The sequence below is a fragment of the Methanosarcina baltica genome (assembly GCF_055394095.1).
The window spans coordinates 2209935-2231507 of record NZ_AP042463.1 but is presented as its reverse complement, the minus strand read 5'-3'; the positions used below and the strand labels follow the sequence as shown (position 1 = coordinate 2231507).

The 21573-nt window shown below is 45.6% G+C and carries 17 protein-coding genes; 12 read left to right on the top strand and 5 right to left on the bottom strand.

Annotated features, from left to right (window positions below; all coding sequences use genetic code 11):
- The first annotated feature begins 539 nt into the window (after positions 1-539).
- The 11 genes from ahaH to ACZ5QV_RS09660 all read left to right on the top strand — a co-directional run bounded on the left by ahaH (position 540) and on the right by ACZ5QV_RS09660 (position 12501).
- Complete coding sequence (gene ahaH / locus ACZ5QV_RS09710) at positions 540-869, top strand: ATP synthase archaeal subunit H (protein WP_464599632.1); 330 nt, start codon at positions 540-542, stop codon at positions 867-869.
- On the top strand, positions 862-2799 hold the full coding sequence (locus ACZ5QV_RS09705) for a V-type ATP synthase subunit I (protein ID WP_464599631.1): 1938 nt from the start codon (positions 862-864) through the stop codon (positions 2797-2799). The genes ahaH and ACZ5QV_RS09705 overlap by 8 nt, the downstream gene beginning before the upstream one ends.
- 4 nt (positions 2800-2803) lie before the next feature.
- Positions 2804-3058: a V-type ATP synthase subunit K gene (locus ACZ5QV_RS09700; RefSeq protein WP_464599630.1), complete on the top strand. Its 255-nt coding sequence runs from the start codon at positions 2804-2806 to the stop codon at positions 3056-3058.
- Positions 3059-3328: 270 nt separating this feature from the next.
- Positions 3329-3880 (top strand): V-type ATP synthase subunit E, encoded by a 552-nt coding sequence (locus tag ACZ5QV_RS09695; RefSeq protein WP_464599629.1) that lies wholly within the window; start codon positions 3329-3331, stop codon positions 3878-3880.
- Between the two features lie 6 nt (positions 3881-3886).
- On the top strand, positions 3887-4972 hold the full coding sequence (locus ACZ5QV_RS09690; RefSeq protein WP_464599628.1) for a V-type ATP synthase subunit C: 1086 nt from the start codon (positions 3887-3889) through the stop codon (positions 4970-4972).
- On the top strand, positions 4972-5277 hold the full coding sequence (locus ACZ5QV_RS09685; protein WP_464599627.1) for a V-type ATP synthase subunit F: 306 nt from the start codon (positions 4972-4974) through the stop codon (positions 5275-5277). The genes ACZ5QV_RS09690 and ACZ5QV_RS09685 overlap by 1 nt, the downstream gene beginning before the upstream one ends.
- On the top strand, positions 5268-7004 hold the full coding sequence (locus ACZ5QV_RS09680; RefSeq protein WP_464599626.1) for an ATP synthase subunit A: 1737 nt from the start codon (positions 5268-5270) through the stop codon (positions 7002-7004). The genes ACZ5QV_RS09685 and ACZ5QV_RS09680 overlap by 10 nt, the downstream gene beginning before the upstream one ends.
- Positions 7005-7006: 2 nt before the next feature.
- Positions 7007-8389, top strand: a complete 1383-nt coding sequence (locus ACZ5QV_RS09675) for an ATP synthase subunit B (protein WP_464599625.1) — start codon at positions 7007-7009, stop codon at positions 8387-8389.
- A 5-nt stretch (positions 8390-8394) separates the two neighbouring features.
- Positions 8395-9024: a V-type ATP synthase subunit D gene (locus ACZ5QV_RS09670; RefSeq protein WP_464599624.1), complete on the top strand. Its 630-nt coding sequence runs from the start codon at positions 8395-8397 to the stop codon at positions 9022-9024.
- Between the two features lie 472 nt (positions 9025-9496).
- A complete protein-coding gene (gene hypF, locus ACZ5QV_RS09665) occupies positions 9497-11875 on the top strand; it encodes a carbamoyltransferase HypF (RefSeq protein ID WP_464599623.1) in 2379 nt (792 codons plus the stop codon).
- A 146-nt stretch (positions 11876-12021) separates the two neighbouring features.
- A complete protein-coding gene (locus ACZ5QV_RS09660; RefSeq protein WP_464599622.1) occupies positions 12022-12501 on the top strand; it encodes a DUF1699 family protein in 480 nt (159 codons plus the stop codon).
- Between the two features lie 13 nt (positions 12502-12514).
- Here ACZ5QV_RS09660 and ACZ5QV_RS09655 read toward each other — a convergent pair whose 3' ends face one another.
- The gene (locus ACZ5QV_RS09655; RefSeq protein WP_464599621.1) at positions 12515-14470 is read right to left on the bottom strand and encodes a hypothetical protein; all 1956 of its coding nucleotides are present in this window, start codon (positions 14468-14470) and stop codon (positions 12515-12517) included.
- Between the two features lie 590 nt (positions 14471-15060).
- On the opposite strand from ACZ5QV_RS09655, the gene ACZ5QV_RS09650 reads away from it, so the two are divergent.
- Positions 15061-15318: a hypothetical protein gene (locus tag ACZ5QV_RS09650; protein WP_464599620.1), complete on the top strand. Its 258-nt coding sequence runs from the start codon at positions 15061-15063 to the stop codon at positions 15316-15318.
- Between the two features lie 206 nt (positions 15319-15524).
- On the opposite strand, the gene ACZ5QV_RS09645 is transcribed toward ACZ5QV_RS09650, so the two are convergent.
- The 4 genes from ACZ5QV_RS09645 to ACZ5QV_RS09630 form a co-directional block, all read right to left on the bottom strand.
- Complete coding sequence (locus tag ACZ5QV_RS09645) at positions 15525-15773, bottom strand: AcrB/AcrD/AcrF family protein (RefSeq protein WP_464599619.1); 249 nt, start codon at positions 15771-15773, stop codon at positions 15525-15527.
- Between the two features lie 11 nt (positions 15774-15784).
- Positions 15785-16063, bottom strand: a complete 279-nt coding sequence (locus ACZ5QV_RS09640; protein ID WP_464599618.1) for a monomethylamine permease — start codon at positions 16061-16063, stop codon at positions 15785-15787.
- Positions 16047-17468, bottom strand: coding sequence for an APC family permease (locus ACZ5QV_RS09635; RefSeq protein ID WP_464599617.1), 1422 nt, complete (start codon positions 17466-17468; stop codon positions 16047-16049). Before ACZ5QV_RS09635 ends, ACZ5QV_RS09640 begins: the two co-directional genes overlap by 17 nt.
- A gap of 650 nt (positions 17469-18118) precedes the next feature.
- Positions 18119-21361: a tetratricopeptide repeat protein gene (locus tag ACZ5QV_RS09630; RefSeq protein WP_464599616.1), complete on the bottom strand. Its 3243-nt coding sequence runs from the start codon at positions 21359-21361 to the stop codon at positions 18119-18121.
- Positions 21362-21573 lie beyond the last annotated feature (212 nt).

Sequence of the window (21573 nt, the reverse complement as noted above, 5' to 3'; positions counted from 1 at the left end):
CTCCCACTTTAGTGGGGGGTTATTGACTGTATACAGGTAGATATTTTTCGGATCAAATTTTCAATGCTCCGGGTTTTTGTTTTTACACCCTGAATGCCGGTTCACGCCGGCTGTAGCAAAAAAATAAAAAAAGGGGAGCTTAAGGCTCGATTCTGATTCTTAAGATAATTATAAGCAAATACAAAAGGACCACTGTCAACCAGGGCCTGTTAAACGAGCTCCCAGCTTATGTGAGACATGTGGACCCCATTTAACTTATTTTATTATTTTAGCCATGATTTATTTAATTATTTATTACTGTGATATTTAATCTTTGTGTATTTGAATCATATATATTACTATTTATTTTTTTAAATTTGTGAGAATATTCTTCAATAGTACTTATGTAATAATCATTCGTTATAAATACATTTATCTTATTCAATAAAACCGAAGCTGTTATATAGTTCTTTCACGAAGCATCTGTTAACTACATCCGCTGGAGTAGGGATTTTTTAATTATGGATTTATATACTAAATTTTGAGAGACGGAGATTCACATGGCTAAAAATGAAATCTTATCTGAAATTAAAAAAGCAGAAGAGAATGCGAAAAAAATGATTGATGAAGCCATTGAAGCCAAAAACCAGCGCATCTCTGACGCCCGGGCTGAAGCCAGGGAAATTCTGGCTCAGGCCGAAATCGACGCACACAAAGCTGCACAAGATCGTTTTAAAGCTGGTGAAGTAGAGATCCTGAAAGAGAGAGATAAGATCGTCAATGACGGTGAGCAAAACGCATTAGCCATGTCCCAGAGTGCTCAAGCTAATATCGACAAATCCGTCAGTTACTTGATACAGGAGTTTGAGAGGGCGGTCCTTAATGAGTAGACCTAAAGAGATGACAAGGGCCGTTATTGTCGGACATAAAAGTATAATGAAAGAAACTATCAATGCATTGCATGATTCGAATCTCTTTCATATCGAAGATTTTGTTGATGATGAATCTGGTTTCAAGATCGACAAGCCATTTGAAAACTCAGAAGACATATCAAAGAAGCTTGTAAAGATCCGCTCAATCTCCAGTTTCCTGGGAATTGATAAAAAAGAACCTGTAGTTCAGAAATCTAACTCAGTCCTGCGCGAACTTGATTCAAAGCTAGATGAACTGGATAGGTCAATCTCGACCAAAACGGAAGCAACTGTAAAACTCGAGAATGACCTGAAGGAATTGGAGTCCCAGAAAAAGGATATTCTGCCCTTCATGTCCATCAATCTGAACTTTGATTATTACCGTGGCTACGAAAACCTGAAGGTTTTTGCAGGCACGATCAAAAGTAACCTGGATGAAAGTCAGCTTTCAAGCATCACAAAGGCATACGAGCTGTTCTATGACCCACAGGCAAAAACAATTGCACTGTTTGCGGCCAGCACGTCTGCCGACAAAGTCTACGAGTTCCTTCAGGATCTTGGCTTTAGAGAACTTAGAATTCCAGGAAGAGGTGGTGTTCCGAGCGAGCTGTTAAAGGTAATCGAACAGAAAGAAGTTGAAATCAACAGAAAGATCGAGTCACTTAAGGCTGAAATTCACTCCATGAATGCAAAATATGCAGATTTCATTCTAGCAAGTGACGAAATCCTCAGTATCGAAAGCCAGAAGGCAGAATTGCCTCTGAGAATAGCCACATCCGCAAACACATTTATTATTGATGGCTGGTCCCTCACTGAGAATTACGATTCTCTGGTCAGCACTGTCAATGACGCTACTAATGGCAAGGCATACATCACCAACCTCGAAATTGATGAAGAGGAAGAGGAGAATGTCCCTGTCGAGTATAACAACTCAAAAACAGTGGCGCCACTGCAGGAGATCATGGACCTGTACTCCAGGCCCAAATATACTGAGATGGACCCATCAGCAGTTATCTTTATCACATTCCCGCTGATGTATGGCCTGATTCTTGGAGATATCGGCTATGCTATGATCCTGGGAGGACTTGCACTACTTATCAAAAAATTAGTAAAGTCAGATGCAGTGAAACCTCTCATGGATATTCTGATCTATTGTCAGATATCAACTGCTTTCTTTGGAATTATTTACGGTGAGTTCCTTGGATTCCCTTTAGCAGGGTTACATGGTGTACCAGGCCTGATTCCGGGTTGGGAAACCATGAACTTGTTTTCCGGTATCGGAGGCGAAATGGTAACCTTCCCGATTCACAGAACTCACATGATAATGACTATGATTGCAGCAACTTCTCTCATAGGGCTGCTTCACGTAAACCTCGGGTTCCTGCTCGGATTTGTAAACATCAACAGGCGCCATGGATTTATGCATGCATTCCTTGAAAAAGGCAGTTGGATTGTAATTGAACTCGGTGTAATCGTGGCAATCGCTAGCTACATGGGCGGTAATTCCATGCTGACAAATGTCGGTACTATTGTCGCCGTGGTCGGACTTGCGATGCTTACCAAAGGTGAAGGTATACAAGGACCGATCGAGTTGCCTTCACTTGTGGGTAACTCTCTGTCGTATGCCCGTATAATAGCGGTAGGTCTGTCTTCGATTTACATTGCGAGTACGGTCAATGATATTGCATTCAAGATGATCTGGGCCGATCATTCCAAGATTGGCTTTTTAACAGTAGCTGCATTAATCGTATTTGTACTTGGACACGGACTTAACACCGTTCTAGGTATTATCGCTCCCGGACTGCACGCGCTCAGGCTGCAGTATGTAGAATTCTTTGGAAAATTCTACGAAGGCGGGGGCAAGAAGTACAACCCATTCGGATACATAAGAAAATACACGGAGGAATAAAAACATGGCAGATCCAGCAACAGCAATGGCAGTAGCAGGTCCAGTTTTGGACGCAGCAGGAATGAAAGCACTCGGCGCAGCACTTGCAATCGCAGTGACCGGTCTTGCATCTGCATGGGCAGAAAAAGAGATCGGAACCGCAGCAATTGGTGCAATGGCAGAAAACGAGGGCTTATTTGGTAAAGGACTGATCCTTACTGTCATTCCTGAAACCATCGTTATCTTCGGTCTTGTCGCTGCATTGCTTATCAACGGATAAATCGATTTTAAGAGCGGTCCCGCTAATAAATCGATTTTAAGAGCGGTCCCGCTAATAAATCGATTTTAAGAGCGGGTCCTCGCTCTTAAAATTCTTAGAGCAAACCTCTGCTCTAAGTTCCGTAGGGCATTTTTTCCTGCCCTGAATTCTAGGGCTATCCAATGCTCTGAGTTTCATAGGGCGCTTTTCTCTGCTCTAGATTATTTGGGGCATTCTTAGCCCTTACCTGCTTAGAGCATCTTTTGCTCTAATTTATTTGGAGGTGTAAGCATGGGACTAGAGATCGTTGTTAAGGATATCCAGAATGGTGCGCAGGCCGAAGTATCCCGCATCAATGCCGATGCCGAAGCAAAGGCATCCGAGTATATAAACGAGGTCAGGGACACTCAGAAAAAGATGCTCGGAGAAAGCCTTGCGAAGGCAGAAGATGACCTTCAAAAGCTGAATCAGCAGATTATTTCCAGTGCAAACCTGGAAGTAAAACGCATCAAGCTTAACAAGCGCAAGGAACTTCTGGATTCTGTTTATAATCAAACCGTTGAAAAAATTAAGTCGTTGCCGGCTTCTAAAAACGAGAAGCTACTGAAAATTCTGATAGATAAGTATGAAGCCGATGGTGCAAAAATCTATTCATCCAAAGATTCTGAAGAACTTGTCAAAAAGTTATCTTCAATAATCTATGCCGGCAACATCAAAAGCATCGGTGGAATAGTCCTCGAAAACGAGGATGGAACAATCAAATTAGATTACACATATGATTTAATTATTGAAAACGTGTATGAACGTTCCTTAAGACAGATTTCAGATATCTTATACGGGTGATGTTCAATGCGGCTTTTGGAGAGACTCTGGGGAAAAAGAAAATCCTCAAGAAAATCCGATAAAAAGAGAAAAGGCACTTCTAATTATGCTTATGCCGTAACCCGTGTACGTGCCATGAAGAGCAAGCTTATGCCAAAGGAGACATACCCCAGGCTGCTTAACATGAGCATAGACGAAATTACTCGCTTTATAGAAGAGTCTGAGTATAAAAGTGACATTGACGAATTGGCAATGAAATACAAAGGTGCAGATCTGGCAGAACATGCACTGAACAAGAATCTTGCGTTTACCTATGAAAAATTGCTTCGAATCACCGAAGGAGAACCCAATTACCTGATTACAGAGTACCTGAGAAGGTACGATGTCTGGAACGTAAAAACCCTTCTCCGCGGGAAACAATATAATGCATCTGTTGAAGAGATCCTGGAATCTCTGATATCAGCTGGAGAGTTTACCTACACATACCTATCAGAACTTGCAGGCAAGGAATCCTATCAGGACATTATTGAAAGCCTGGTGGAAACCGAATATTATCCAATACTGCAGAGATATGATGGGAGCAATCTGGCAGATATAGAAAACGAACTGGACAAGATGTATTATTCAAGTTTATTCAACGCAATCGGGAACCCAAGGTCCAAAGACCGTAAACTCTTTGCCAAATTTGTAAAGCTGGAAGCCGATGTCAAGAATCTTTGTAATCTTTTCAGGCTCAAAAAGGCAGGAGTCGAGCAACTTGATGAGATCATGCCTTTGATGATCGAAGGCGGGTTTGCTCTAAATACCGAAAAACTCGCAGCCCTTCCGTATGAAGATTTTGTAGAGGGACTTCGTAAAACAGTGTACTGGGACACTATTTCAAGCGTGATAGGTCCTGATATGGACTCCCTGACCACTCTGGAAAGCAAACTTACGAAATACAGTCTCGAATCTGCTACCACTTATTCGCATGTATCTCCGATCTCAATTGTACCTATAATGGATTATATCATTTATAAGAACAACGAGGTCAACAACCTGCGTATAATTGTACGGGGTAAAGAGGCCGGTCTTGCGGATACATTGATCAAAGACCAGTTGGTGGTAATCTAATGGAATTGGCAGTGATCGGGAAAAGCGAGTTTGTCACGGGTTTCAGGCTAGCTGGTATCAAAAAGGTCTATGAAACTGTTGATATCAAGGCGACAGAGTCTGCGGTAATAGAAGTGCTTGATGACAAAAATGTCGGAATTATTGTAATGCACAATGATGACATTGCTAATCTGCCGGAAATTGTGGCTAAAAACTTGAATGAGTCCATTCAGCCTACAGTGGTAGCTCTAGGAGGCAGTGGAGAAGGCTCAACAAGTTTAAGAGATAAAATCAAACAAGCGGTAGGTGTTGATCTGTGGAAGTAAAAGGTGAAATTTATCGTGTGGCCGGACCTGTTGTTACCGCCATCGACTTAAAGGCAAAAATGTATGACCTGGTAAAAGTCGGTGACGAAGGGCTGATGGGTGAAGTCATTCAGATCAGGGGTGAGAAGACAGTCATCCAGGTATACGAAGAGACAGCCGGCATCAGGCCAGGCGAACCCTGTGAATCAACAGGTATGTCCCTTGCCGTAGAACTTGGCCCTGGTCTCCTTACCAGTATTTACGACGGGGTTCAGAGGCCACTGCACGTCCTGCTTGCGAAGATGGGCAGCTTCATCCAGAGGGGGGTCACCGCTGACGGGCTTGACCACGAAAAAATCTGGGAGTTTAAACCTATCGTCAAGGCCGGAGATGCAGTAAAAGGCGGAGAAGTAATCGGAGTTGTTCAGGAAACCGTGAACCTTGAGCACAAGATCATGGTACCCCCAAACATCTCAGGAACAGTCGCCGAAATCAAGGGTGGAAACTTTACAGTAGTGGATGTTATCTGTACCCTAACTGACGGAACCGAGCTTAAGTTGATGCACAGGTGGCCGGTAAGAGTCCCTAGACCTGTAACAAAGAAACTTACTCCTACAAAGCCGCTGGTTACGGGACAGAGGATCCTCGACGGACTTTTCCCTGTTGCAAAGGGCGGGACCGCTGCAATTCCAGGACCATTCGGTTCCGGAAAGACGGTTACCCAGCAGCAGCTTGCAAAATGGAGTGACACGGAAATCGTGGTCTACATCGGCTGTGGTGAACGTGGAAACGAAATGGCTGATGTTCTGAATGAATTCCCCGATCTCGAGGACCCTCAGACCGGAAGGCCACTCATGGAACGTACCGTACTTATTGCAAACACCTCCAACATGCCTGTGGCTGCAAGGGAAGCATCTGTGTACACCGGAATCACCATTGCGGAATACTACCGTGACATGGGGTTCGACGTGTCCTTGATGGCGGACTCCACCTCAAGGTGGGCCGAAGCAATGAGAGAAATTTCCTCCCGTCTTGAAGAAATGCCTGGTGAAGAAGGTTACCCGGCATACCTGGCAGCAAGGCTGGCAGAATTCTACGAGCGTTCCGGAGTTACAATATCTCTCTGTGGTGAGACAGGTTCCATTACGGTTATTGGAGCAGTATCTCCACCTGGCGGTGACTTCACCGAACCTGTTACGCAAAATACACTGCGTATCGTGAAGGTGTTCTGGGCCCTTGACTCCAAACTATCTCAGAGGAGACACTTCCCTGCTATCAACTGGCTGAACAGTTACAGTCTGTACAAGGAAGGCCTCAGCGGCTGGTTTGCTGACAATGTGGCACCTGACTGGGTAGCCATGAGAGAAAAAGCAATGGACATGCTCCAGGTCGAGTCTGAACTGCAGGAAATCGTGCAGCTCGTCGGTTCCGACGCTCTGCCGGAAGACCAGCAGCTTCTGCTCGAAATCACCCGTATGATAAGGGAAATATTCCTGCAGCAGAACGCATTCCACCCAATAGACACCTACAGTCCGTTTGCCGAACAGTACAAAACCATGCAGGCAATCATGAAGTTCGGAGATTCTGCAAACGAAGCTCTGGCCGCAGGTGTTCCAATGTCGGAAATTCTCAAGTCGGAAGCCAAGGACGAACTTGCCAAGGTTAAGTACGAAGAGGATTTCGACGGTTCATTGAATGCTGTTCTTGCCAAGATGGATAAAGAATTTGCAGCCCTGGGAGGTAGGTGAGTATGGCAAAAGAATATAAGACAATCACAGAAATCGCAGGGCCTCTGATCTTTATCGAAAAAACGGAGCCTGTAGGTTATAAAGAAATTGTTAACATCAACCTGCCTGACGGAACCACCCGCAGAGGCGAAGTGCTGGACTCTTCCGCAGATATTGTGGTTATTCAGGTCTATGAAGGAACAGGCGGTCTGGACAAGGAATGTGGTGTTGTTTTCACAGGAGAAACCCTGAAACTTCCCTCATCCATCGATCTCCTCGGCAGGATCCTGTCCGGGGCCGGAAAACCTCTGGACGGAGGGCCTGGAATTGTCCCTGAAAAGATGATTGACATCAACGGGGCCGCAATGAACCCGTACGCCAGGATGCCTCCTGAGGACTTCATCCAGACCGGAATTTCCACGATTGACGGGACCAACACCCTTGTCCGTGGACAGAAACTGCCTATATTCTCTGCATCAGGTCTTCCACACAACGAAATTGCCCTGCAGATCGCAAGGCAGGCTTCTGTGCCTGGCTCTGAAGGAGAATTCGCTGTGGTTTTCGCAGCAATGGGCATCACCAACGAAGAAGCCCAGTACTTTATGGAGGACTTCGAGAAGACCGGCGCTCTGGAAAGAGCCGTTGTGTTCATGAACCTTGCAGATGACCCTGCTGTGGAACGTCTGGTTACCCCGCGTATGGCTCTTACTGCAGCCGAGTACCTGGCATACGAGCACGACATGCATGTCCTCGTTATCCTGACCGACATCACCAACTACGCAGAAGCTCTCCGTCAGATGGGAGCCGCCCGTAATGAAGTGCCTGGCCGTCGTGGGTACCCCGGTTACATGTACACTGACCTTGCAACCCTCTATGAAAGAGCAGGTATTGTCAAGGGTGCCAAAGGGTCTGTTACCCAGATTCCGATTCTTTCCATGCCCGGTGACGACATCACCCACCCGATTCCGGACCTGTCCGGGTACATTACCGAAGGCCAGATCGTGATTTCCAGGGAACTGCACAGGAAGGGTATCTACCCACCAATCAACGTGCTGCCTTCCCTGTCCAGGCTGATGAACTCCGGTATCGGAGGCGAGAAGACAAGGGAAGACCACAAGGCTGTTTCTGACCAGATGTATGCAGGATACGCTGAAGGGCGTGACCTGAGAGGTCTGGTGGCAATCGTTGGGAAGGAAGCCCTCTCCGAAAGAGACATAAAACTCCTTGAGTTTGCGGACCTCTTCGAACAGAACTTTGTTACCCAGGGCAGAAACGAAAACCGGACAATTGCAGAAACTCTGGATATCGGTTGGAAGATCCTCGCACACCTGCCAGAAAACCAGTTGAACAGGATTGACAACAAGTACATCCAGAAGTACCACCCGGCACACAAAAAAGCTGAGTGATTACCATGGTTCTGCAGGACGTAAAACCAACTCGGTCAGAACTTATTACACTCAAAAAAAGGATCAAGCTTTCGGAAGGCGGACACAAACTCCTGAAGATGAAGAGGGACGGGCTGATTCTGGAGTTCTTCAAGATCCTGAACGAAGCAAGAAACGTCAGAACCGAGCTGGACGAAGCCTTTAAAGTAGCAGTGGACAGGATTAATCTTGCCTGCGCCGTGAACGGAGTGGTTGCCATCAAGTCAACCGCTTTTACCACTAAAGGATCGCCTGAAATCAAGCTTTCCGGACATAACATCATGGGTGTGTTTGTGCCCAAAATCAGCTCCACCGGAGTCCGAAAACCTCTCAATGAGAAAGGGTACGGGATAATCGGGACCAATTCCTACATTGACGAAACCTCTGATGCCTATGAGGATCTGGTCGAAAAGATTATCATCGCTGCGGAACTCGAAACTACCATGAAGAGACTCCTTAATGAGATCGAGAAAACCAAGAGGCGTGTAAACGCTCTCGAATTCAAGGTCATTCCCGAACTCATTGATACAATGAAATTCATCCGCTTCACCCTTGAAGAAGTGGAAAGAGAAGGAACCTTCAGGTTGAAGAGAGTCAAGGCAAGAGCAAATAAATGAGCTTGATTTAAACATGGAAGCATATAGGGATCAACCCAATTTGGTTGAAAAAGCGATTTTTAAGTTAAGTGAACCTGAAAACCAGGCACGACTTATAAAAGTCTCGTGGAGGATATCACTCCTCATGCTGGTTTTAGGGTTTCTTATCATATTAAAGACGCTTTTTCCAAATTTATTGTGACTGGAATTTTCGAGATGATTTTAATCATCTCGATATCTGGCACGATATTTGACTGTTTTTTTTGCGGATTTTACCTGGCATAGTTAATATCTTATTTTTACTGACATGGCTAACATCTGGTTTTTTTTAGCATGGTTAGCATCTTGTTTTTTTGGCCGGTTTCGGAATTTTCGTTCCTGTAACCAAAAACGAATATGATATTAAATAACAGCCACAAAAAAATGAAAGTACACACAGTACTTTCATGTTAAATCAGAAGCTATTTTAACACTGAAAATCCTGAAAACCTCAATGCAAAACGAAGCCAGACTTATCCATGTGACCGGTACGGTGCAGGGCGTGGGTTTCCGGCCTTTTGTCTACAGGCTGGCAAAAGCCCACAGACTTTCCGGCTATGTGAAGAATTTAGGAAATATTGTGGAGATTTTTGCTGAAGGCCAGAGGGCTGACCTTGCGGCTTTTCTTGAGGCACTCCCCTTAAAAAAACCTCCTCTGGCCCGGATATCAAGCCTCGATTCAGAAAAAGTAGCTGTCTGCGGCCACTCCGAGTTTTCTATCCTGCATAGTGAATGCGCAGTTACCGAGGACTCCATTATCCCCCCGGACAGCTCAATCTGCAAAGCCTGCCTTTCCGAAATCCTGAACCCGACTTCGAGGTATTACCATTACCCTTTTACGGTCTGCACCAACTGTGGCCCCCGCTATACAACGGTTCGGGCCCTCCCCTATGACCGAGAACACACGACAATGGCGGACTTTCCCCTCTGCGGGGATTGTAATATAGAATACACGGATCCCGCAAACCGCAGGTACCACGCCCAGCCGGTCTGCTGTGAGACCTGCGGGCCGAAACTCTGGCTTGCTGACTCCTCGGGCAGGATGCTTGCGGAAAACTACGGAGCCATAGTAAAAGCTGCGGCCCTCCTCGAAGAGGGCTCTGTCCTCTCAGTCAAGGGCTTCGGGGGCTTTCATATCGCCTGTTCAGCCCGGCGGGAGGACGCGGTCGAAAAAATCCGGAAAAAACTGGGAAGGCCCGAGCAGCCCTTTGCCGTGATGGCGGGAACGGTAGAAGCTGTCGAGACCTTTGCAAAAGTCGAGGAGCCAGAGAGAGAGGCCCTTACATCCTTCAGGCGACCTATAACCCTGCTTCCTAAGAAAGAGCTTTTTCCCCTCACAGAGTCACTTGCCCCCGGACTTCACAACATAGGGACAATGCTGCCCTATACCGGGACCCAGCACCTGCTCTTTGACCGGGAGCAAGATGCCATTTATGTCATGACCTCGGCAAACCTCCCGGGCAGGCCCATGCTGGTCGAAAACCGGGAGGCTCTGGAGAAACTTGAGGAAATCGTGGACTACCACCTGCTCCACTCCAGGGTAATTGCGAACCGGAACGACGACACGGTCATAAGGGTCGTAAACGGCAGAAATTCATTTATAAGACGCTCCAGGGGTTTTGTGCCGGAACCCATTGAGCTGCCTTTCAAAGTGAAACCGGCCATTGGGGTCGGAGCCGAGTTAAATACCACGGTAACACTTGCAAGGGGAAAGCGGGCCTACCTTTCCCAATACATAGGCAACACCGGGAAAGTCGAGACCTTTTCCTATCATAAGGAGGTGGTCCGGCACCTGATAGGGCTTACAGGCATAAAACCCAAAAACTGGGGCTGCGACCTGCATCCCTCATTTAATACGACTGCCTTTGCAAAGGAAGAAGCCGGAAAAGTCGGAGAAAACAAAAAAAACAGAAAAACCGGATTCGGAAAGAGGGGAAAGGAGGAGGTGAGCCTCCCTGCCCTCATCGAGGTGCAGCACCACGAGGCCCACATGCTGGCTCTCATGGCTGACAGCTTCCTGCCCGAAAGATCCAGACTGCTGGGAATTGTCCTTGACGGGGTGGGCTACGGGAGCGACGGGACGGTCTGGGGCGGAGAAATTTTCGACTCCTCCTATGCAGGACAGGAACGGCTTGCCCACCTCATGCCCCAGCCCATGCCAGGGGGAGACCTTGCGGCCAGATACCCTGCCCGGATGGTTCTAGGGATGCTTTCCGGCCTGCTTTCTGAAAGTGAACTGGAGAGACTACCCCTCTCTTTCAGGCGAGGGGAGGCCGAACTGAAGCTTGTCCTGCAGCAGCTCGAAAAAGGGATTAACGTTGTCCTGAGCAGCAGCACAGGCAGGGTCCTTGATGCGGCTGCGGCCCTCCTGGGAATTTGCGGGGAGCGCACTTATGAAGGGGAGCCTGCCATGAAACTTGAGTCCTCTGCAAAAAAAAGTACTCTGCGGGTGGAAATTGAGCCCGTGTTCCGGAACTGTGAAGCAACAGGGCTCCGGGTGCTTGACACGAGTGAACTCCTGTACGGGGTTTATGAACTTCTGGGAAAGCATTCCCCTTCCGACCTTGCCTTTGCTTTTGAAGAAGGCCTTGCGTGCGGGGTCTCGGAACTTGCGTGCTCCCTTGCTCGAAAAAGGGGCCTGGAGGCAGTGGGCCTGAGCGGAGGGGTGGCTTACAACGAGCACATCACATCCCGGATCTCCGAAACCGTCAGAGATACCGGGCTCGAATTCCTCACCCATTCCAGGGTCCCCTGTGGAGACGGGGGTATCTCTTTCGGGCAGGCAATTGCAGCAGGCTTGAAGGGCAAACCTGAAAATAAAGCCGAAAAATAAGTTTCATTCCCGGGATGAATTTTTTTCTGAGCTATTTAACTTCTTTATAAAATATTATTACCATGATGTACTGATATTTGATCAGAAAAACAGTACTACAAAATTAAATAAATAATCCCTCTCTTACATAGTTGAGGGAAGAGATAATGTTGAGAGGGAGCATAAGAATTCGGGTAGTTACCGGCAGGGATGAAATCCTGAACCTGAAACCAGAGGAGAAGGCAATCCACCTTGCCTTTCGCCCTGCGGACAGGGATTTCTTTAATCTGCTCAAGGCCTGCCCGAAGATAGAATTACTCCAGCTTCCGGCCTCAGCCTATGATGCCCTCTCTAAGTTTATGAAGATGTACCTGAAATCTGCGGGAACTCAACTTGTCAAAGGAGACGTGAGCGGGCACTGGCATGACCTGGAGAACTATTTTGTAATCCCTGCTTATGTAATTGAAAAAATAAACGAACTGAAAATCCAGGGCCTTTCTGAAGAGGAGATCATTTCCGAGATAATAAATCTTCGAAGAATAAGCCCGGACCTGATCCTTCACATCCTGCGTAAGACTTCCGCAGTCGCCGGGGAAAAAGTTGGCGGAGACGGAATGGAAAAATCCCCCGGCCGAAAACTTATCTGAGTCCCTCAAAAAATTACCAGAACTTCCACCAGGGTTTTTTTGCAGCTTTCTTCTCTTCTATCTCTTTCAGACCCTCTGAAGCCATTTTCTGCTGCATCCTGTACACACTGTTTTCGTCGTTGAGCCTTGAAACTTCCTCTCCCTTACTGGCCAGGATGATTTTTAGTTTTTCTATAAGGGCTTCCATTTCCCTGAAATTTTCGCCCGTCCCTTCTTCATCCGGGAGCGGCTTTTCAAGGAGCATGAGTTTTTCTTCCTGTAAGGAGATTTGAGTTTCCAGATTGCTGATCCTTTTCTCCTTTCCGGCAAGTTTCTCTTCAAGTTTTTTAATTTCCCCGTCCTTTGCCTCAAACTCCAGGGCAGGAATCACTCTTTCCACTGTTAAGCTGAGTGCTTCGATCTCTTTTTCTTTCAATGAGAGCTTCTCTTTCAGCGCTTCGTTGTCCTTTTCTTTTGACAGGAACTTCTCTTTCAGCGTTTCGTTGTCCTTTTCCTTTGCCAGGAACTTCTCTTTCAGCGCTTCACTGTTCTTTTCCTTTGCCAGGAACTTCTCTTTCAGCGCTTCACTGTCCTTTTCCTTTGCCAGGAACTTCTCTTTCAGCGTTTCGTTGTCTTTTTCTTTTGCCAGGAGCTTCTCTTTCAGCGTTTCGTTGTCCTTTTCCTTTGCCAGGAATTCTTCACTGAGTTTTTTAACATCTTCGCCTTTTTCAGCAATTTTTACGGAAAGTTTCTCTGATTTTTCAGATTTGCTCAAAAGCCGGGCCTCGAAATCTATGATAGCTTCATCTTTTTCGGAAACTTTTTCCTCAAGGGCTTTTATATTAGAGCCTTTCTCCTGAAGCTGGATTTCAAGAGCCTTTATCAGTTCATCTCTTTCCAGAGCTTTTTCTTCAAAAGCCTTTATTGAAAGGTCATTTTCCTCGATTTTGCTTCCAAGAGCAGCTAGGAGCCCATCCTTTTCCATGACATCAATCTCAAAAGCCTTTATTGAAAGGTCATTTTCCTCGATTTTGCTTCCAAGAGCAGCTAGGAGCCCATCCTTTTCTGTGACCTGCTCTTCGAATTTTTTGATCCTTTCTGCGTTCTCCCCGATTTCTTTCTCAAGCCCCTGCAGCTTTTCTCCCTTTTCCGTAAGCTGCTCTTCAAGCCCCATGAGTTCCTTTTCTTTTCCGGAAAGCTCCCCTTCTAGCCGCTCATTTTTTTCAGTGTTGTCTGCAAGCTCTGCCTCAAGACCGTTAATTCTTTTGTCCCTCTCTTCAAGGCCTGTGTTTAGTTTTTCGATTGTCCCGTCTCTCTTTGCAATTTCGCTTTCAAGAACGTTAAGCTCCACTGCCTTGCTTATGATTTTCAGGTGGAGGGCCCTGTCTTCCAGGTTATTTCCGGCTTCTATTTCATCTCCGGAACCTGACAGCAGGAAAGCTGTTTCCACGGTTGGAATGCTGATTCCAACGTTTTCTTCACCCTGTTCTTTATTATCACCAAGGCCTTCCAGCAGGATTCCGGTTTCCACATCCGGTATACTGATTCCGAAGCTTATTTCGTCTTCCCCTTCTTCTTCCTCATCTTCATTACAGACCACAAGCTGCTCTTTTTCATCTCTGCAGATCCCCGCCCAGACAAGGATGCAGGCGATAAGCGAAATCTCCCTAAAAACACTGTCACCTTCTCTGCAGCCGTAGATTTTCCGGGCAATATGCCCTTCAAGAGTGTCAGGCTCAAGGCCCGGCTCCCCCATAGCAATTCGGGTATTTCCTCTCCTTGCATGCCCGCCATTTTTCGTTATAAAATCGACGGCCTCTGCGAAAGCTTTCCAGGGTAAAAAGGAATTGTTATCCAGACTATCAACGTAAATTCCGTCTATTTCGGCCCGGGCTTCAAAAAAGCGTGCTCTGCTCATTAGAGGGATCTTTGTGGGGTTACCTTTTTTAAAAAACTGCTCTTTTATTTTTGCGACAACAGGATCTTGCATGCGTGCGCCTCCTGATATAATAATAAGGTCCTGAACTAATTGGGTTTTGAGATATAGTAGAAGTAACTTAATTAATAGTAAATGTTTCGGCTTTGTTTCAAATATCGACGTATATGACTTTCAGGCTTTCTTCAAATAGGTTTTTTAAAGAATGATTTTTAAATGAATTTACATATATAAATATTCATTTTAGTTTGTTGATGGTCTGACAGAATATTACATAATATACACTACAATATCTATTAATTATTAATATTTATTTTAATATAATTTTTACAAATTATGCAATTCCATGGATATGACATAGCTCATAATGATTTTATTTATTTTTGCATTTCAATTTTGATATTTTTGTAAAATGATTATAATCACTTCAAAGCTCACAATAAAAGCCAGAGGCTTCCATTTTCTGCCTGATGGATTTTGAAGGGGGATTTTCCCATATATGGAAGAATTTCCGGCCCCCCACTTTAAGAAAACCGGATGAAGAGCCGAATTTAAGAGAGGGGATCTGTTCAAAATTTCTTCTGTGAAAACAAACTTATTAATACTATCAAACTATAAAGATAAAACTGGAGGGGATAAAAATAATGGGTATTTTCGAGTACAGAATGCCTGATCAGGAATACATGAGTCCTGAATTTGTTTACCAGAGGGGGATCAGAATTTGGATGTTAATTAAAAAAAGTCTAAAAAATGTTTTGGATAAAATCCTGATAGAAGAGAGTTTAACTGTAAGTACGGTTGTAGATTCCCTGCACCACATCGAGTTTATGATCATAAAAGTGGCCATGTTTGTTCTGAGCCTGTACCACCTCTTTAAATTCATAATTCATTCGATTTTATGAATTAATTCATTCATATTTTTTTATTTATTATTATAATTTAATCATAATTAAGTATACTTTTTTATTATTATTTCGGGATTATTCTTAATTTGATTCTCAACTGAAAGAACAATGCCAGTATTTGTAAAAAAAAAGAGAAGATCTGCCGATTTTTCTGGCAGGTCTTTATTCTTTTAATCAGACAACCCAACAGGATTTTTTCAAATTCATACCCTGTGATTTCTGACCGAGTGGGCCAGGATGAAGGCAAAGAAGGCCACGATCACGAGCAGAAGCCCGAAATAGCCCACCGGGTCCCAGACAAAGCCAATGCCTGATCCGCTCTCATCCCAGGAGACCAGGACCGCGCCCTGCAGGGTCGTTGGGACCACAAGGCAGACGAAGGCCAGCACGAAGATAAAGGCGATGTCAACGACCTGCATGATCAGGCCCTTTTCCTTACTGTTTTTACTCATTGTACGCCTCCTCACTCATAATAACGGAATTCATGCATGTGCTGCTTTAGGGAACTGCGGACTTTCAGGCAGCCGATGGTTTCGATTGTAAACATCAGACCCACAAATACCAGATAAACGGGCACAAGGATTGCGTGCTCCGCAAGGACAGGTCTGGTTGCCGAAAGGACAGAGTACACAAGAAAAAGCTGTGCTACGTAGAGCAGAGCAAGCATTCCCCCGATCAGGACGGAGTCCATGTTAAGCCTGCTCTGGTATTTTGCCTGGTTTACGTTATCTGCTGAACTCAACGCCATCTACCTCCTTTAAATACTGAGAACCGGCTTTTTCCGGCTCCGGCCAGCCCAGTTCGCTCCAGACGGGTTCACTTCCGGACGAACTCTTGTTCTTGGAAGAAAAGTAAAAGTACGCGATGATGTAGAAAAGGAGCCCGAAGAGCAGGTTGTATTTGTACCCCCAGAAGAGGGTGGACATGATTATTATGGAAATTCCTATGGCAAAATAGGATATATAGGGCTGAAGTGGACCTGCAAAAGGCCTCACAGCGCTTGTTGTTGCCGGGAAGAGCTTCCTGAAACGGATCAGGGAGAAGGGAATGAACACGTAGCAGAGCAGGCCCGAGATGATGGAGAAGGTAATTACCTGGTCCAGGTAACCACTAAAAGCAAAGGCTGCGGCAATCGGGGCTGTGAAGATTACGGCCCTGTAAGGGGTGTTGTATCTTGGGTGCACGGACGCGAACCAGGGAGATACATATTCATCCCTCGAAAGGGCGAACCAAGACCTTGAAGCGTCACAGACACAGCCATTTGCACTGGCCACACAGGTCAGGAGGGTGCCAAGTCCCAGGAAGGCTATGAAGAATATTATGCCGCTGTTCTGGGCAGCCTCAAATAGGGGGTAAACGGACGTGCCAAGCTGGGCTGTGGGGATAAGGGAAGAACAGAGATAGATCGTCATTGCGGCGCCTACGAGCAGGGTGATCATCCCGGCCTGCTGCCCGAGAGGTACAGCCCTTGAAGGGTGCTTGCACTCCTCGGCGCACATGGCGGCTCCTTCGATTCCGAGGAAGAACCAGGGCCCAAACTGGAGAGCCGCAAAAAGCCCTATCATACCGTTTGGAATTGCCCCTTCGAACAGGTACTCCGGGTGGATGTTCACTCCACCACGGGCAGTTGTGAAGAAAAAGGCAATGATTGCAAAGAAAGCCAGCATCGTAAGCGCGAAGTTCAGGGTAAGAGCTCCCACGACCCCACGGTAGTTGATAAAGGTCAAAAGCGCGATTACAAAAAGCGTCACCGGAAATACCTGTATCCGGGGAAAGATCTCGGTCATTATACTCGCAACAACAATCGCGTCTGCCGCCTCAAGGGCAATAAATTCCATATATACCGCAAGCCCGACAATTGCCGCAGCTCCCGGCCCCACAAAAAGCCTGGCCCAGTCATAGGGCCCACCGGCGAGCTTTGTCGCCGAGCCTAATTCACTTGCACAGAGCGAAATAACCGTGTACATGGTCCCTGCCACGAGCATTGCGAAAAGGGCTCCTAAAACGCCTCCTTTCGCAATCGTGAAGTTCCAGCCCATGTACTCCCCGACCAGCACGATGCCCACACCAAGGGCCCAGACATGGTAAGGCTTCAGGGTTTTTACGAGGCCTCCGCTATGTGAGGTATCTGTTGTCGATTCTGCCATTTTTTTATACCTCCGTTTTTAAAAATTATTTTTGGGTAAGATCGTCATACGATTATCTTTTTTTAGAAACTTTGCTTGCATCCACCAGGACCCAGCCAAAAAGGGCAAAGGCCGCAAGGTAGATCAGGCCGTTTACAAGTGTCCAGATATCCATGAATACGCTCCGTTTTTTAGATGGGGTTCAAGAAATCAGCCAATTTCTGAATTGGGATTAAAGAAATCAGCTAATTTTAGTTTGGGATTAAAGAAATCAGCCAATTTTTGGCATGGAATTCAATAAGTTTGCCAATTTTTAAAACAGTGATTCCCTGTAACCTGCTGAACTTCGTGACATATTATAAAAATATTATATATAAATATTATAATCTTACACGAATTTTCATTTATTAAAGCTTACGCCTAAATTTCAATAAAAAGCAAATTCTTTTCATAATTTAATATTAAAAATAAGTTGAAATGACAAAATATATATATAATATTCAAAAAGAGGAAAAATGTATAAAAATATATATATATTACAACTTTTTCAAAAATAGTGAGATGGGCCAGAAAAGAGCTTACCCAATAGCCCGGCAGTTCTCCCTTTTTTCCCTCAGTAGGTCAGCCCTCAGTCAACTACCCCACGCTAAACAACAGGTTTCCTGCCTGCCTTATGTGAAATAGTACTCTTCCGAATCATACTCATCCTGCAGTTCTTTATCAAACAGTTCTTCGTCAGCCTGCAGGCTGTCTGCTGAATTTTCGCCCTCTTGCCTTCCGAGTCTGGCAAGAGTAAAATGCTTCATTCTTTCGATTCGGGGGTCTGCAGGATTCAATTCTGCGGATTTGTTAAAAGCCAAAAGGGCCTCTTCATACTCTTCAATATTGTAATGGATAAACCCCTTGTAATACCAGGTCCTTGGATTATGCCAGCTGAGTGCAAGGGCTTCTCTGATGGCCTCAAAAGCTTCATAGGGCCTGCCCAGCCTGGAGAATACGAAAGCTTTTTTAGTAAGAGTTTTCTGGTCATAGGGTTTGAGTTCCAGAACCCTATCAAAGTACTTCAGAGCCTCTTCATGCCTTCCGTTTTTGGAGTAAATATACCCCTTTGTAAACAGGGTTTCCGAGTCATAAGGGGCTATTTCCAGGGCCTGGTCAACAGCTCTTAAGGCTTCGTCAGACCTGTGCATTTTGGTAAGAATGGCCCCTTTCTTTGACCACAGCATGGGGTTGAAAGGGTTTAAGCAAATTAAGCCATTATAAAATTCAAGGGCTTCCTCGTATTTCCCGGCCATGATGAGGATAAAACCTTTGTTTGCAAGGGCCCTGGGGTTTTCTGGCCGGAGCTCTATTGCCTTGTCATAGGCTTTGACGGCTTCTGCAAACCTGTTAAGTTTGGATAGGGCGTATCCTATTTTCAAAAGAATCTCAGGGTTTTTCGGGGAAAGAAAACGGGCCCTTTCAAATTCCTCCAGCCCCTCTTCATATTCATGGAATTTCAAAAGGGCTTTTCCTTTCAAAAAGAGAAAATCCCCTCTTTTTGGCTCCTGCTCCAGAACCTTTTCGAGGATTTCCAGGGCTTCCTGAGGCCTTTCAAGTCCCAGAAGGGCGGACGCTCTCATAGCAAGGGAATCGGTATGTTCATGATCGATTTTGAGGGCCTTATCAACGGTTTCCAGGGCTTCTTTATGCCTTCCGAGCCGGGAAAGCACAAAACTCTTTTTGCAGAGGGCTTTTACATATTCGGGGTTTAAAGCATAGAGATCCCTAAAAGAGTATAACTGTTTTTTTGAAGGCAGGGAATTCAAAATCTCCGGGGTCCGTTCGATTACCTTATCCACTACAGGAAGGGCCTCTTCATGCCTTCCGTGTTTAATGAGAAAATCAGCTTTCGAATCCCAGTTCTCCCTGCTTCCTGGCTCATTTTTAAGCAATTCATCCAGAACCTCTTCCTCTTCAAAGACCACATTTTGTTTAATCTCCCATTCTTCGAGGAGTTCCTTCGAACCAGGATGTTCAGGCTCGATTGAAAGCAGATACTCGACCTGTTCAACGGCTTTTTTGTAATCCCTTGCCTTAGCATACCTTTTTGCCAGCTTTTGCATCTCGTTAAGGACCTCATATGAAGAGATCTGGACCGCTATAGCCCCCCGAGAACCTTTCGTAGACTCAAACACAACCCGCATCTGGGCGCCCCAGGCTATGTTATTCAGCCCCCCATCGGATATTGAGCTATCTATAATCGAACTCACGTGAAAAAAGTGATTTTTGCCCTCCCTGTCCATTATAAAACCGTACCCCTGCGCTGCGATATAATTGTATATGTCGCCCACCCTACGAGGAATTTTGCTGCAGAGAACTTTTGAGGGTTCGCCTTCTTTGCTGTTTTTGCTTTCGTAAAGAGAGGAGGTAGAAATCGCTTTTAGTTCCTCAAGGTCTATGTCGTATTCGTCGATTTCCCCTGACTCTTTCTGATTCGACCCGGTGTTATATTTTTCAGAGCCTTCACCCTGCGGATTCCTGCTCTCTATTCTTCCAGGCTCTTCCCTGTCACCCACTGCATCACTTTCATGGACAGCCCTCTGAGAGGTCTCTTGAGTGACATCTTTAATGACCTCCTGAACGACATCTTGAACGATTTCCTGAGAGGCTTTTTCTTTCAAGCCTTCAGCCTGAAAACCTTTTTTGTGCTGATTCAAAACTTCAACATTAGTTTCACATTCAGCACCAGTATATTCTGAAAAAACTGCAAGGGCCTCCTCAAGCAGGAAGGTCACCTCCTCCCACTCAGCCCCTTTTTCCTCCTCAATCTCCCCATCTTTATTTTCCCCCTCAATTACCCCATCTTCATTTTCTCCCTCAGTCACCACATCTTCATTTTTCTCATTATCAAAAAAAACGACCAAGGATTCGGCCTCTCTGTATTTTTTCCCCATTTCCAATAAATAAAGGGCCGATTTCACCAAAAATTCAAGTTTCTCACGTCCATTTGCCCCAGTTTCCTGACCAACGACTTCTCCCTGCCCGGAATTCCTGAGGCAGGAAAGGAGGACATCCCTGAATAAGGAATAGCGGGGCAAAGCAGTGTTTCCACCACCAGCTCCTCCCCGATTTTCAGTCAGGCCACAGAATACATACCAGGCATTTCGGGCTTCCAGCGGGTCCACAAACTCGAAGTAGCGGGCAAGGGAAAGCCGGGCCTTTTCATAATCCCGGATTTTCAGAGCCGAGGCTGCGGCATTATAGAAGTATTCCGGCAGGGGTTCACGGCTGGCCGCCTCTTCAAAGTATTCCAGAGCCTGCTGGAAGTCTTCAAGCTTTACCTGATAGCAGGCAGCATTGTAATAGAAAACCCCGATTTCAGGGTATTTTCGGGCAAATTTCAGCAGTTCGGTTACAAGGAGGGGGATGGGGGATAGGTTTTTATTTTTTATGAAATCTCGGTACTTGCTGTTTATTTTATCCCATTCTTTTTTGTCATCCTGCAGGTGATCCGAATCAAGGCTGTTTAAGGGAAATGAAAAGTCCGGCTCTTTCAGGGACAGTTTTGCTCCTGTGACATTTTTCTTGAAATCTCCGAGCAGTTCTCCCATGCGGCCTGCAAGCGGGCCATATGCTTCGACTTCCTCTTCAGGTCCGGATTCAGGACAAATATTTTCAGGACTGTACCCTTCGGCCCCACCAGGCCAGGGGCCATTTTTCATAATTTCCGACTCATTTTCCGGCTTTGAACCGGATAATAATTCCCAAGCCCCTACCATTGCGTGCCGGACGCCTGCGCTGCCCCTGTCAGTTTCAACTAAAATGTAATCCTCACCAAGACCTGCAATATTCCCTTCAAGCACGATCCCGTTTATTAAAGTCAGAATGACTTTTTTTCCTGTTCTTGCCCTATCGGCGAATATCCCCATCATAAAAATGCCTGCGTTGTAATAGCTTCTGGCTCATCTGTTCTGTTATTTTTATAAATCCCGTATGCTATAAATAAGTTGCGAATGTGTATTTTGAAAAATAAAATCGTTTAGAAGGTTAAAGGACCCACCTTTTAGATGTTTAGAGGTAAAAAAAGAATCAGGAATTATTTGATGCAGTCTAAAAAACAACATCAACTGATCTGGAAAACAAC